At 52.7% G+C, this 14,907-nt stretch carries 6 protein-coding genes, 1 tRNA gene, 2 rRNA genes and 1 pseudogene; 2 read left to right on the forward strand and 8 right to left on the reverse strand.

What is annotated here, in order from left to right; translation table 11 throughout:
* Positions 1–22: 22 nt before the first annotated feature.
* The 7 genes from ACQ29O_RS21095 to pepQ form a co-directional block, all read right to left on the reverse strand.
* Positions 23–3,011, reverse strand: a 23S ribosomal RNA gene (locus tag ACQ29O_RS21095).
* 193 nt (positions 3,012–3,204) lie between these two features.
* Positions 3,205–3,280: transfer RNA gene (locus ACQ29O_RS21100), tRNA-Glu, on the reverse strand.
* An 85-nt stretch (positions 3,281–3,365) separates the two neighbouring features.
* A 16S ribosomal RNA gene (locus ACQ29O_RS21105) occupies positions 3,366–4,907 on the reverse strand.
* The 16S and 23S rRNA genes sit together here with 1 tRNA gene alongside, the layout of an rRNA operon.
* 380 nt (positions 4,908–5,287) lie before the next feature.
* Positions 5,288–5,833 carry a menaquinone-dependent protoporphyrinogen IX dehydrogenase gene (gene hemG / locus ACQ29O_RS21110; protein WP_000853985.1) on the reverse strand — a complete coding sequence of 182 codons (546 nt, stop codon included), beginning with the start codon at positions 5,831–5,833 and terminating at the stop codon, positions 5,288–5,290.
* Between the two features lie 11 nt (positions 5,834–5,844).
* Positions 5,845–7,296, reverse strand: a complete 1,452-nt coding sequence (gene trkH, locus ACQ29O_RS21115) for a Trk system potassium transporter TrkH (protein ID WP_000545688.1) — start codon at positions 7,294–7,296, stop codon at positions 5,845–5,847.
* A gap of 38 nt (positions 7,297–7,334) precedes the next feature.
* Positions 7,335–7,949 (reverse strand): IMPACT family protein, encoded by a 615-nt coding sequence (locus ACQ29O_RS21120; RefSeq protein ID WP_000378900.1) that lies wholly within the window; start codon positions 7,947–7,949, stop codon positions 7,335–7,337.
* Complete coding sequence (gene pepQ / locus ACQ29O_RS21125; RefSeq protein ID WP_000444529.1) at positions 7,949–9,280, reverse strand: Xaa-Pro dipeptidase; 1,332 nt, start codon at positions 9,278–9,280, stop codon at positions 7,949–7,951. The genes ACQ29O_RS21120 and pepQ overlap by 1 nt, the downstream gene beginning before the upstream one ends.
* A gap of 189 nt (positions 9,281–9,469) precedes the next feature.
* On the opposite strand from pepQ, the gene fadB reads away from it, so the two are divergent.
* Positions 9,470–11,659: a fatty acid oxidation complex subunit alpha FadB gene (fadB, locus tag ACQ29O_RS21130; RefSeq protein WP_000966002.1), complete on the forward strand. Its 2,190-nt coding sequence runs from the start codon at positions 9,470–9,472 to the stop codon at positions 11,657–11,659.
* A gap of 9 nt (positions 11,660–11,668) precedes the next feature.
* On the forward strand, positions 11,669–12,832 hold the full coding sequence (gene fadA / locus ACQ29O_RS21135; RefSeq protein ID WP_000438784.1) for an acetyl-CoA C-acyltransferase FadA: 1,164 nt from the start codon (positions 11,669–11,671) through the stop codon (positions 12,830–12,832).
* 196 nt (positions 12,833–13,028) lie between these two features.
* Here the strand turns inward: fadA and ACQ29O_RS21140 are convergent.
* Positions 13,029–14,852: pseudogene (locus ACQ29O_RS21140) on the reverse strand (aryl-sulfate sulfotransferase).
* Between the last annotated feature and the right edge of the window lie 55 nt (positions 14,853–14,907).

A 14,907-nucleotide genomic window follows, 5' to 3' on the forward strand; every position in this document is an offset into this window, starting at 1 on the left:
GCCAAAACATCTTCGGCGTTGTAAGGTTAAGCCTCACGGTTCATTAGTACCGGTTAGCTCAACGCATCGCTGCGCTTACACACCCGGCCTATCAACGTCGTCGTCTTCAACGTTCCTTCAGGAGACTCTAAGTCTCAGGGAGAACTCATCTCGGGGCAAGTTTCGTGCTTAGATGCTTTCAGCACTTATCTCTTCCGCATTTAGCTACCGGGCAGTGCCATTGGCATGACAACCCGAACACCAGTGATGCGTCCACTCCGGTCCTCTCGTACTAGGAGCAGCCCCCCTCAGTTCTCCAGCGCCCACGGCAGATAGGGACCGAACTGTCTCACGACGTTCTAAACCCAGCTCGCGTACCACTTTAAATGGCGAACAGCCATACCCTTGGGACCTGCTTCAGCCCCAGGATGTGATGAGCCGACATCGAGGTGCCAAACACCGCCGTCGATATGAACTCTTGGGCGGTATCAGCCTGTTATCCCCGGAGTACCTTTTATCCGTTGAGCGATGGCCCTTCCATTCAGAACCACCGGATCACTATGACCTGCTTTCGCACCTGCTCGCGCCGTCACGCTCGCAGTCAAGCTGGCTTATGCCATTGCACTAACCTCCTGATGTCCGACCAGGATTAGCCAACCTTCGTGCTCCTCCGTTACTCTTTAGGAGGAGACCGCCCCAGTCAAACTACCCACCAGACACTGTCCGTAACCCGGGTAACGGGTCCACGTTAGAACATCAAACATTAAAGGGTGGTATTTCAAGGTCGGCTCCATGCAGACTGGCGTCCACACTTCAAAGCCTCCCACCTATCCTACACATCAAGGCTCAATGTTCAGTGTCAAGCTATAGTAAAGGTTCACGGGGTCTTTCCGTCTTGCCGCGGGTACACTGCATCTTCACAGCGAGTTCAATTTCACTGAGTCTCGGGTGGAGACAGCCTGGCCATCATTACGCCATTCGTGCAGGTCGGAACTTACCCGACAAGGAATTTCGCTACCTTAGGACCGTTATAGTTACGGCCGCCGTTTACCGGGGCTTCGATCAGGAGCTTCGCTTGCGCTGACCCCATCAATTAACCTTCCGGCACCGGGCAGGCGTCACACCGTATACGTCCACTTTCGTGTTTGCACAGTGCTGTGTTTTTAATAAACAGTTGCAGCCAGCTGGTATCTTCGACTGACTTCAGCTCCGTGAGTAAATCACTTCACCTACGTGTCAGCGTGCCTTCTCCCGAAGTTACGGCACCATTTTGCCTAGTTCCTTCACCCGAGTTCTCTCAAGCGCCTTGGTATTCTCTACCTGACCACCTGTGTCGGTTTGGGGTACGATTTGATGTTACCTGATGCTTAGAGGCTTTTCCTGGAAGCAGGGCATTTGTTACTTCAGCACCGTAGTGCCTCGTCATCACGCCTCAGTGTTAAAGTGAACCGGATTTACCTGGAACACACACCTACACGCTTAAACCGGGACAACCGTCGCCCGGCCAACATAGCCTTCTCCGTCCCCCCTTCGCAGTAACACCAAGTACGGGAATATTAACCCGTTTCCCATCGACTACGCCTTTCGGCCTCGCCTTAGGGGTCGACTCACCCTGCCCCGATTAACGTTGGACAGGAACCCTTGGTCTTCCGGCGAGCGGGCTTTTCACCCGCTTTATCGTTACTTATGTCAGCATTCGCACTTCTGATACCTCCAGCAACCCTCACAGGCCACCTTCGCAGGCTTACAGAACGCTCCCCTACCCAACGAACGTATCCTTAAACCGACTCGACTTTGTATACGCTTTGACGTCGCTTCGCTCCGTCAATCGTAACCCGCTGAATCGCTTTAAGTGATACGTTCGCTGCCGCAGCTTCGGTGCATGGTTTAGCCCCGTTACATCTTCCGCGCAGGCCGACTCGACCAGTGAGCTATTACGCTTTCTTTAAATGATGGCTGCTTCTAAGCCAACATCCTGGCTGTCTGGGCCTTCCCACATCGTTTCCCACTTAACCATGACTTTGGGACCTTAGCTGGCGGTCTGGGTTGTTTCCCTCTTCACGACGGACGTTAGCACCCGCCGTGTGTCTCCCGTGATAACATTCTCCGGTATTCGCAGTTTGCATCGGGTTGGTAAGCCGGGATGGCCCCCTAGCCGAAACAGTGCTCTACCCCCGGAGATGAATTCACGAGGCGCTACCTAAATAGCTTTCGGGGAGAACCAGCTATCTCCCGGTTTGATTGGCCTTTCACCCCCAGCCACAGGTCATCCGCTAATTTTTCAACATTAGTCGGTTCGGTCCTCCAGTTAGTGTTACCCAACCTTCAACCTGCCCATGGCTAGATCACCGGGTTTCGGGTCTATACCCTGCAACTTAACGCCCGGTTAAGACTCGGTTTCCCTCCGGCTCCCCTATTCGGTTAACCTTGCTACAGAATATAAGTCGCTGACCCATTATACAAAAGGTACGCAGTCACACAGGTAAACCTGTGCTCCCACTGCTTGTACGTACACGGTTTCAGGTTCTTTTTCACTCCCCTCGCCGGGGTTCTTTTCGCCTTTCCCTCACGGTACTGGTTCACTATCGGTCAGTCAGGAGTATTTAGCCTTGGAGGATGGTCCCCCCATATTCAGACAGGATACCACGTGTCCCGCCCTACTCATCGAGCTCACAGCACATGCGCTTTTGTGTACGGGGCTGTCACCCTGTATCGCGCGCCTTTCCAGACGCTTCCACTAACACACATGCTGATTCAGGCTCTGGGCTCCTCCCCGTTCGCTCGCCGCTACTGGGGGAATCTCGGTTGATTTCTTTTCCTCGGGGTACTTAGATGTTTCAGTTCCCCCGGTTCGCCTCATTAACCTATGGATTCAGTTAATGATAGTGTGACGAATCACACTGGGTTTCCCCATTCGGGTATCGCCGGTTATAACGGTTCATATCACCTTACCGGCGCTTATCGCAGATTAGCACGCCCTTCATCGCCTCTGACTGCCAGGGCATCCACCGTGTACGCTTAGTCGCTTAACCTCACAACCCGAAGATGTTTCTTACGATTCATCATCGTGTTGCGAAAATTTGAGAGACTCACGAACAACTTTCGTTGTTCTGTGTTTCAATTTTCAGCTTGATCCAGATTTTTAAAGAGCAAATATCTCAAACGTGACTCGTAAGTCAGTTTTGAGATATTAAGGCAGGTGACTTTCACTCACAAACCAGCAAGTGGCGTCCCCTAGGGGATTCGAACCCCTGTTACCGCCGTGAAAGGGCGGTGTCCTGGGCCTCTAGACGAAGGGGACGTATCAGTCTGCTTCGCAAGACGCCTTGCTATTTACTTTTCATCAGACAATCTGTGTGAGCACTGCAAAGTACGCTTCTTTCAGGTAAGGAGGTGATCCAACCGCAGGTTCCCCTACGGTTACCTTGTTACGACTTCACCCCAGTCATGAATCACAAAGTGGTAAGCGCCCTCCCGAAGGTTAAGCTACCTACTTCTTTTGCAACCCACTCCCATGGTGTGACGGGCGGTGTGTACAAGGCCCGGGAACGTATTCACCGTGGCATTCTGATCCACGATTACTAGCGATTCCGACTTCATGGAGTCGAGTTGCAGACTCCAATCCGGACTACGACGCACTTTATGAGGTCCGCTTGCTCTCGCGAGGTCGCTTCTCTTTGTATGCGCCATTGTAGCACGTGTGTAGCCCTGGTCGTAAGGGCCATGATGACTTGACGTCATCCCCACCTTCCTCCAGTTTATCACTGGCAGTCTCCTTTGAGTTCCCGACCTAATCGCTGGCAACAAAGGATAAGGGTTGCGCTCGTTGCGGGACTTAACCCAACATTTCACAACACGAGCTGACGACAGCCATGCAGCACCTGTCTCACAGTTCCCGAAGGCACAAATCCATCTCTGGATTCTTCTGTGGATGTCAAGACCAGGTAAGGTTCTTCGCGTTGCATCGAATTAAACCACATACTCCACCGCTTGTGCGGGCCCCCGTCAATTCATTTGAGTTTTAACCTTGCGGCCGTACTCCCCAGGCGGTCTACTTAACGCGTTAGCTCCGGAAGCCACGCCTCAAGGGCACAACCTCCAAGTAGACATCGTTTACGGCGTGGACTACCAGGGTATCTAATCCTGTTTGCTCCCCACGCTTTCGCACCTGAGCGTCAGTCTTTGTCCAGGGGGCCGCCTTCGCCACCGGTATTCCTCCAGATCTCTACGCATTTCACCGCTACACCTGGAATTCTACCCCCCTCTACAAGACTCAAGCCTGCCAGTTTCGAATGCAGTTCCCAGGTTGAGCCCGGGGATTTCACATCCGACTTGACAGACCGCCTGCGTGCGCTTTACGCCCAGTAATTCCGATTAACGCTTGCACCCTCCGTATTACCGCGGCTGCTGGCACGGAGTTAGCCGGTGCTTCTTCTGCGGGTAACGTCAATTGCTGCGGTTATTAACCACAACACCTTCCTCCCCGCTGAAAGTACTTTACAACCCGAAGGCCTTCTTCATACACGCGGCATGGCTGCATCAGGCTTGCGCCCATTGTGCAATATTCCCCACTGCTGCCTCCCGTAGGAGTCTGGACCGTGTCTCAGTTCCAGTGTGGCTGGTCATCCTCTCAGACCAGCTAGGGATCGTCGCCTTGGTGAGCCGTTACCTCACCAACAAGCTAATCCCATCTGGGCACATCTGATGGCAAGAGGCCCGAAGGTCCCCCTCTTTGGTCTTGCGACGTTATGCGGTATTAGCCACCGTTTCCAGTAGTTATCCCCCTCCATCAGGCAGTTTCCCAGACATTACTCACCCGTCCGCCACTCGTCAGCAAAGCAGCAAGCTGCTTCCTGTTACCGTTCGACTTGCATGTGTTAGGCCTGCCGCCAGCGTTCAATCTGAGCCATGATCAAACTCTTCAATTTAAAAGTTTGATGCTCAATGAATTAAACTTCGTAATGAATTACGTGTTCACTCTTGAGACTTGGTATTCATTTTTCGTCCGAGGACGTCAAGAATCCGTATCTTCGAGTGCCCACACAGATTGTCTGATAAATTGTTAAAGAGCAGGTGCGACGCGGCTTTCAGCTCACCGTCGCGAGGTGGCGTATATTACGCTTTCCCGCTTCAGAGTCAAGCGTTTATTTTCGCTTTTCTCCGTGAGGTTCTGGTCTGAACCCCGCTGACCCGGCGGCCTGTGTGCCGTTGTTCCGTGTCAGTGGTGGCGCATTATAGGGAGTTATTTCTGCCTGACAAGAGGAAATTTAAAATAATTTTCTGAGTGCGCACTTTTTATTCTTTGCGTTTATTTTGCCGACGATTTGTTGGTTAAATGGGCTATTTCACGGGCAAAGTGCGCAACCTGCTCCCAGTCGGTGTACACCACTTCTTTACTGGTATCCGTTTCGCCGCCCGACATCTTCATAATAAGCTTGATCATCAGACGGTCATACCAGCGATAGCGGGGATAGCGAAGCGCGCCTGCAATGACGGCACAGTAGTCAGGTCGCCACGGAGAGCTCATTAAAAACTTACGCGCGTAGCTGTTAGTCTGCGGCGTCCGTTTTTCAGCTTTACGCGCCACCAGGTTAACGGAATAAAAGGCGCTCGGCATTCCGTTCAACCGCGTGGCATATTTCTTAACAAACTCCTGAAAGGCGCTGTGGTAATGACCATAACGAATAGACGCGCCAATCACTACGCGATCATAGCTATCCCAGTCCGGCTCTTCTGCGCGATGCAGATTAACGACATCGCCCCAGATCCCCATCTCTTTGAGTTCAGAAGCCAGATAAGAGGCAATTTCGCGCGTTTGTCCGTCCCGGGTAGAGAAAAGAATCAATGTTTTCACGTGTTACTCCATTATTCACGCCAGAAAGTCGGGGTAAAAAGTACCAGCAAAGTGAATACTTCCAGACGACCAAATAGCATGTTGGCGATGAGTATCCATTTCGCAACCGGATTCATACTGGCGAAGTTATCAGCAACCACCCCCAGCCCCGGTCCCAGGTTATTAAGCGTAGCCACTACCGAGGCGAAAGCCGAGAAATCATCTACGCCTGTAGCGATAATGGCCAGCATACTGACGATAAATACCAGCGCGTAGGCAGAAAAGAATCCCCAGACGGCTTCCAGAATACGTTCTGGCAGCGCCCGGTTCCCCAGCTTAATACTGTAAACGGCATTCGGATGCACCAGACGTTTGAGTTCGCGGTTCCCCTGTTTAAACAACAACAGAATACGGATGACCTTTAACCCCCCGCCCGTTGACCCGGCGCAACCGCCAATAAACGCGGAACATAGCAGCAAGACGGGCAAAAACAGCGGCCAGCGCGCAATGCTGTCCGTGGTAAACCCTGCCGTTGTCGCCATCGACACAACCTGGAAGAATGCCTGATTTAGCGTTGTCAGCGCCGAGTCGTAGATATTATGGAACCACAGTACCAGCGTGCAGATCACCACCAGCGTCAACTGTACGCCGATGAACATGCGGAATTCCGGATCGCGCCAGTATACTTTCAGGCTACGCCCGCTTAATAAAGAGAAATGCAGGCCATAGTTACAACCGGAGATCAGCAGGAAAATAGCGATGATGGTATTAATAGTGGGACTATCAAAATAGCCTACGCTGGCGTCATGCGTTGAGAAGCCGCCGATAGCGATAGTGGAGAAGCTGTGTCCGATAGCGTCAAACGCGGGCATCCCTGCAAACCATAGCGCCAGCGCGCAGGCTACCGTTAGCAAGACATAGATAAGCCACAGCGTTTTCGCCGTCTCGGCAATACGCGGGCGCATTTTGTTATCTTTGAGCGGCCCCGGCATTTCCGCCCGATAGAGCTGCATCCCCCCGACGCCGAGGATAGGGAGAATCGCCACCGCCAGCACAATGATCCCCATACCCCCAAACCATTGCAGCATCTGACGATAAAAGAGAATGGCGTGCGGTAATGAGTCCAGCCCCACCAGCGTAGTGGCGCCCGTGGTGGTTAACCCGGAGAACGATTCAAAAAAAGCATCGGTAATGGTGAGGTTTGGGCTTTCCGAGAAAATAAACGGCAGCGCACCCACGCTGCCCAGCACGGTCCAGAACAGCACCACGATAAGAAATCCTTCGCGGGATTTCAGCTCGCCCTTTTCCCTACGGTTTGGCCACCACAGTATGGAACCGATCGCCAGCGCGACAAAAAAGGTCTGCGTGAACGCTCTTCCTGCGCCATCACGATATATTAGCGCTACCAGTCCCGGGAGAATCATTGTCCCCGAAAATAAGATAACCAGTAGTCCAACGATTCGGGTAATGGCGCGAAAATGCATCTCTGCCGCTTCCTTTATTCTTAAAAATGAGGTGGGGATTATTCTTCAATCGCTAACAATTGCAATGAACCACGGCTAAAATCCGCCAGTTTTGTGGAAAATGCATTCACATGAGCAAAAGGAAGCGCCACCCTGAGCCGAACAGACGCCTGATAATCGCTGGAAACGATCTTCCCGGCAAACCGTCCTAATAATGCTTCGATTCCGGCCAACTGACCGTACTCACACTGCAAAGTATATTCGGTTAATGGCGTCTTGCGTTGTGTGGCAAGCTGACGTAATGCCTGATTCACACCGCCGCCATAGGCTTTTACCAGCCCGCCCGTACCCAGCAGAATACCACCATAGTAGCGCACGACGACGGCAGTAATTTCTCCGACGCCGCTGCCCATCAATTGCGCAAGCATCGGCTTGCCTGCCGTTCCCGCCGGTTCGCCGTCGTCTGAAAAGCCCAGTTGCTGTGAGTCGTCCGGCGCACCCGCCACCCACGCCACACAATGGTGGCGCGCATCAGGGTGCTCAGCTCTGACTGACTCAACAAACGCTTTCGCCGCGTCTACGCCATCGGTATGCGCCAATAGCGTAATAAAGCGGCTTTTTTTGATCTCTTCAACAACGGTGACCGGCGCTGCAGGGATTAACCAACTGTCCATTACGCCAGTTTTAAATCCCGCGTCATGTTTTCCACGCCGTTTTCGTGGATGACCACGTTATCTTCAATGCGAATACCGCCGAAAGGCTTGAGCGCTTCAATTTTCTGCCAGTTGAAGTGCTTGCTGAACGGGCCTTCGCGCCACGGCGCTAACAGCGATTCGATGAAGTAAATCCCCGGTTCGATGGTCAACACCATTCGCGGCTGTAACACACGCGTGCAGCGCAGATACGGGTATTTGGACGGTGCAGCGAGATGCGTACCGGAATCATCCTGCATAAACCCGGCCACATCGTGTACCTGCAGACCCAACGGATGACCAATACCGTGCGGCATAAACGGCCCGGTAAGATCATTTTCCACCATCGCCTCTTCACTCATGTCGGTAATGATTTGATGTTTACGCAGCAGCTTCGCGATACGTTGATGGAACTGAATATGATAATCCACATAGCTGACGCCCGCCTTCATGGTAGCGATCAGCGCCAACTGTTCGTCGTTAACATCTTTCACCAGGTGGGCGTAGTCGTTATCGCTTTTCGCCGACCAGGTCCGCGTCAGATCCGCCGCGTAGCCATTGTATTCCGCGCCCGCATCCAGCAGGAAACTGCGCATTTCAGACGGTGCCTGATGATCCAGTTTCGTGTAATGCAGCACGGCGGCATGTTCGTTCAGCGCCACAATGTTGCTGTATGGAACATCAGTATCGCGATGTCCCGTGGCGGTCAGGTACGCCAGGTTGATGTCGAACTCACTCATGCCGGAACGGAAGGCCTCTTCCGCCGCCCGATGACCGCTCACCGCCATTTTCTGCGCTTCGCGCATACAGGCCAGTTCATAATCCGTTTTATAGGCGCGGTAGTAATGCAGATAGTCGATAACACCTTTCGGGTTGATGTTGCTGGCGGCGATATCCAATTGTAGCGCGCGCTCAGGAACCGGGCCGATATAGCCGATATTGCCACGCGCGGCAGGCAGTTGGCTGCCGATGCCATCCGCTTTCGGTAAGGCGACGACCTCGACTTCTTCTGTCCAGAATGACGTTGGCAGCGGTTCAACGTTATGCCAGTAATCGACCGGCAGATAAAACCACAATTTGGGTTTGTTGACGCCATCGACCAGCAGCCAGCAATTTGGAACCTGAGTTACCGGCACCCACGCTTTAAACTGCGGATTGACCTTAAACGGATAAGGGTGATCGTCGAGAAAGACGTTGAAAAGCTCGCCGGAATGAATAAGTAACGCATCCAGCTTAAAGCGCGCCAGAACATCGCGCGTCCGTTCTTGTAAGGTAACAATATGATTTTTATAGAGCGCGGCCAGTGATTCCATTTTTTACCCTTCTGTTTTTTTGACCTCAAGTTTCCGCATCTTAGCACATCGCCCCACGAGAGCGTGATCTCTGCCGAGCGTGATCACATCGGCATTTCTTCAATCATTTATTTGCATTTTATTAACACAAAATACACACTTCGCTTCATCTGGTACGACCAGATCACCTTGTGGATTCAGGAGACTGACATGCTTTATAAAGGCGACACCCTGTACCTCGACTGGCTGGAAGATGGCATCGCCGAACTGGTGTTCGATGCTCCAGGCTCGGTCAATAAACTCGACACCGCAACCGTCGCCAGCCTCGGCCAGGCGCTTGAGGTGCTGGAAAAGCAACACGATTTAAAAGGGCTGCTGCTGCGCTCTAATAAAGCGGCCTTTATTGTCGGCGCGGACATCACCGAATTTCTTTCACTGTTCCTCGTCCCCGAAGAGCAGTTAAGCCAATGGCTGCATTTCGCTAATAGCGTCTTTAACCGTCTGGAAGATTTACCCGTACCGACCCTTGCCGCCGTAAACGGCTATGCGTTGGGCGGCGGGTGCGAATGCGTGCTGGCCACCGATTACCGTCTGGCGACGCCAGACCTCCGTATCGGTCTGCCGGAAACTAAACTGGGCATCATGCCGGGTTTCGGCGGCTCCGTTCGTCTGCCGCGTATGCTGGGCGCAGACAGCGCGCTGGAGATTATCGCGGCAGGTAAAGATGTCGGTGCTGAGCACGCGCTGAAAATCGGCCTTGTGGACGGCGTGGTCAAACAAGAGAAGCTAATTGAAGGCGCGATAGCGGTGTTACGCCAGGCCATTACCGGCGATCTCGACTGGAGAGCTAAACGCCAGCCGAAACTGGAACCGTTGAAACTCAGTAAGATTGAAGCGGCGATGAGCTTTACCATCGCTAAAGGCATGGTCGCACAAACGGCGGGTAAACATTATCCGGCGCCGATGACCGCAGTGAAAACCATTGAAGCCGCCGCGCGTTTTGGTCGTGAAGAAGCGCTGAATCTGGAAAATAAAAGCTTTGTTCCGCTGGCGCATACCAATGAGGCTCGTGCGCTGGTCGGTATCTTCCTCAACGATCAATATGTAAAAGGTAAAGCCAAAAAGCTGACCAAAGATATTGAGACGCCGAAACAGGCAGCCGTACTGGGCGCGGGCATTATGGGCGGCGGTATCGCTTACCAGTCGGCCTGGAAAGGGGTACCGGTCATCATGAAAGATATCAACGATAAATCGTTGAACCTCGGCATGACCGAAGCGGCCAAGCTGCTGAACAAACAGCTGGAGCGCGGCAAGATCGACGGTCTGAAGCTGGCGGGCGTCATTTCGACCATCCACCCGACTCTCGATTATGCCGGTTTCGATCGCGTAGATGTTGTTGTCGAAGCGGTAGTCGAAAATCCGAAAGTGAAAAAAGCGGTACTGGCGGAAACCGAGCAGAAAGTGCGCCCGGAAACCGTGCTGGCCTCAAATACCTCCACCATCCCAATTGGCGAACTGGCAAGCGCCCTGGAACGTCCGGAAAACTTTTGCGGAATGCACTTCTTCAACCCGGTACACCGGATGCCGCTGGTTGAAATCATTCGCGGCGAGAAGAGTTCAGACGAAACCATCGCCAAAGTCGTCGCCTGGGCCAGCAAAATGGGCAAGACGCCGATTGTAGTCAACGACTGCCCCGGCTTCTTTGTTAACCGCGTGCTGTTCCCCTATTTCGCCGGTTTCAGTCAACTGCTGCGCGACGGCGCGGATTTCCGCAAAGTCGATAAAGTGATGGAAAAACAGTTCGGCTGGCCGATGGGCCCGGCCTATCTGCTCGACGTGGTGGGTATTGATACCGCCCACCACGCGCAGGCGGTAATGGCGGCAGGCTTCCCACAACGGATGCAGAAAGAGTATCGCGACGCGATCGACGCATTGTTTGACGCCAGCCGTTTTGGGCAAAAAAACGGTCTGGGCTTCTGGCGCTATAAAGAAGACAGCAAGGGTAAGCCGAAGAAAGAAGAAGATGCTGCGGTGGATGACCTGCTGGCAAGCGTCAGTCAGACGAAACGCGACTTCAGCGACGACGAGATAATCGCCCATATGATGATCCCGATGATTAACGAAGTGGTTCGCTGTCTGGAAGAAGGCATTATCGCAAGCCCGGCGGAAGCCGATATGGCGCTGGTCTACGGCCTGGGCTTCCCTCCGTTCCACGGCGGCGCATTCCGCTGGCTGGATACACAGGGCAGCGCGAAATATCTTGATATGGCGCAGCAGTATCAACACCTCGGCCCGCTGTATGAAGTGCCGGAAGGGCTGCGTAATAAAGCGCGCCATAACGAACCGTATTATCCCCCGGTTGAACCAGCCCGTCCGGTTGGTTCTCTGAAAACGGCTTAAGGAGTCACAATGGAACAGGTTGTCATTGTCGATGCTATTCGCACCCCGATGGGCCGTTCGAAGGGCGGCGCGTTTCGCAACGTGCGGGCAGAAGATCTCTCCGCCCACTTAATGCGTAGCCTGCTGGCGCGTAATCCGTCGCTTACAGCGGCGACCCTCGATGATATTTACTGGGGCTGCGTACAACAAACGCTGGAGCAAGGCTTCAACATTGCCCGTAACGCCGCGCTGCTGGCAGAAATTCCCCATTCGGTACCGGCGGTCACCGTCAACCGTCTGTGTGGTTCCTCGATGCAGGCGTTACACGATGCAGCGCGAATGATCATGACCGGCGATGCGCAGGTTTGTCTGGTTGGCGGCGTGGAGCATATGGGGCACGTGCCGATGAGCCACGGCGTGGATTTTCACCCGGGTCTGAGCCGCAACGTCGCCAAAGCGGCAGGGATGATGGGGCTAACGGCGGAAATGCTCTCCCGCCTGCACGGCATTAGCCGGGAAATGCAGGACCAGTTCGCCGCGCGTTCTCACGCTCGCGCCTGGGCCGCCACCCAGTCTGGCGCATTCAAAACGGAGATTATCCCGACTGGCGGTCATGATGCCGATGGCGTGTTGAAGCAGTTTAGCTACGATGAAGTGATCCGCCCGGAAACCACGGTCGAAGCGCTATCAACGCTGCGTCCGGCATTTGATCCGGTTAGTGGCACGGTCACGGCGGGCACCTCATCCGCGCTTTCCGATGGCGCAGCCGCCATGCTGGTAATGAGCGAAAGTCGTGCCCGTGAGCTGGGCCTGAAACCTCGCGCCCGTATTCGCTCAATGGCAGTGGTGGGTTGTGATCCGTCAATTATGGGTTACGGGCCGGTTCCGGCGTCAAAACTGGCGTTGAAAAAAGCGGGACTGTCAGCCAGCGGTATCGATGTGTTTGAGATGAACGAAGCGTTTGCCGCACAGATCCTGCCATGCATTAAGGATCTGGGATTGATGGAGCAGATAGACGAGAAGATCAACCTCAACGGCGGTGCGATCGCGCTTGGTCATCCGCTCGGCTGCTCCGGAGCACGTATCAGCACCACGCTTATCAACCTGATGGAGCGCAAAGACGCACAGTTTGGTCTGGCGACGATGTGTATTGGTCTGGGTCAGGGCATCGCCACGGTGTTTGAGCGGGTTTAATCAAAGATAATATCCCCTAAATAACTCGCATTGCAGCGCAGCGGCAACTGAGCGAATCCCCGGGCACATAGATAACTATGTGCCCGGGGTGAGCAAAGGCAGCCAACAAAGAGGCTGCGCGAATTATGACGGGAAACAGTTTAGTTGCCGTTTTTCCCGCCCGTCAGGGGCGGGTTTTTTCACCGTATGGCCCGCTCTACTCAGTAAGCGCTTTGGTCAGGCTAAATGGCATAGCCTGATATCCACGCGCACCATGTATTTGCATTTCAACCGCAGGCTCTTTTTCTCCCCATTTGAACTCTTCCAGATACGGATTAGGCAAGCTGGTAAATGCGCCTACCGATAAATCAAACGCACCACCTGCTGTTGCGGAATACACGAACACAGAATTCTTGTCAGTCTGGTACTCGGTGATAGAGGTTACCGGGCTAAACCACTCGTTCCCGCGCTCTTTACCGTATTGCCAGATCTGTTAGACTGTCTTGTTTTTCTGGTCGATTTTGTAAATCACGGAGCGGCTGTATTTCATACTCTGCATAGCAGGCTGTTCTAAGCCGCGGCCATCGCCATTGTCGAAAGCGGAAAGGTATAAGATATCGCCTTTACTCTTACTATCAATTTTAAAGGCCGTATGTTGCGTCCATGTCCAGTCGAAGTCACCCTCGCAGCCACTGTCCTGGCAGGCGATTTTTTGGCCTTTGCTATCCACAGGCGTCAGAATTGCGGCATTAAATGGCGCTTTCCAGCCAGCAGGCGTACCCAGTATCCACTTCACTTTCTTATCGCGGCCGATTTTGATAATCGCACTCTGGTGGCGGGAGCTGATGATGATGGAATCATCTTCACTGTCATAGTCGACGCTGTTGACATGCGCCCAGTTGCGGCCAGCCCCACTACCCACGATATCCCCGAATTTGTCGGAGGAGTCCAGCGCCGCCAGATCTTCTTCGCTCAACGTATGGCCGGACTGGCTGGCGTCGATATTCAGGCACACAGCGCCCTGATCGAGGGTTTTCATTATCACATCACGATAAGGATCGAGGATATCAAACAGACGCCATTCATCCACTACCACGCCGTTCTGATCAACTTCGGCAATCACATCACGCACGGTACGAACATTTTTCCCATCAGGGCGTTTATAGTTAGAGCTGGCTACACGCAGGAAGTAGTGACCGTTGGCCGCGTTATCCATTGAGTGTGAAAAATCGTTATAATTATCCGGCAGGCGGCGGTTAAAGATTTCACGCCCCATGATATCGTATTTCACATAACGCTGACCGTAGCCCCACGATAGTGCGCCATCCTGGTTTTGTTTAAAGCCCATCATAACGCCAGCACGATAAATTGACTTTAAATCATAAATTGAACTTGGATTCATAAACCAACGAATATCACCGGAGGTGTCGATAATAGCGTTAGCTGTAGTGAAGTTCCATTCTAATGCACCCCCAGTAGGGTTGTTCCAGACAGTACGCGTTCCATTCCCAGACTTATCTTTCGTATTATTCAAAAGATACAAGCGATCTTTAAATTCTGGGGAAACCTTTTTAACATCGATAGTAAAGAGTGCTGATTGTTCTTCTTTTGTACCCGCTGATTCAATATAGGCAGGCGGTGCATACATTTTATAGCTTTCTTTTATATTTTCGGTTTTACTACCCTGGATCCTTGTATATTCAACTTCAACGGTATTGACATAATCTGGATAAAGACCAAAGACGGGGATACCGCCATACGTTAAAAGGTATTTATTATTAACTTTATACGCGATCTCCTGGCCATTTTCTTTGGGGACAATCCGTACATGCACGTCACGTAACTGGTAACCGCCATTACGAATAACGGCGGTTAGCGGCGCGATATCATAGGGGTTCATAACAACTTCGCCAATTTTTCCCTGGACCTGATAGTCCACTTTAGCGCCGCTGGCGCCGCCGATGGCGAAAGCAGTAGAAGGTACTGATGACAAAATTGCAACAGATAATGCGAGAGAAGTTAAAGCATATTTAAATTTCATAACACTCTCCATCTTATAAATAAATAACTAACTTTCCATTTTATGTTTCTTTTAT

Origin of the sequence: Salmonella sp. GDC200615, from assembly GCF_050574145.1 — a bacterium.
Taxonomy (GTDB): domain Bacteria; phylum Pseudomonadota; class Gammaproteobacteria; order Enterobacterales; family Enterobacteriaceae; genus Salmonella; species Salmonella enterica.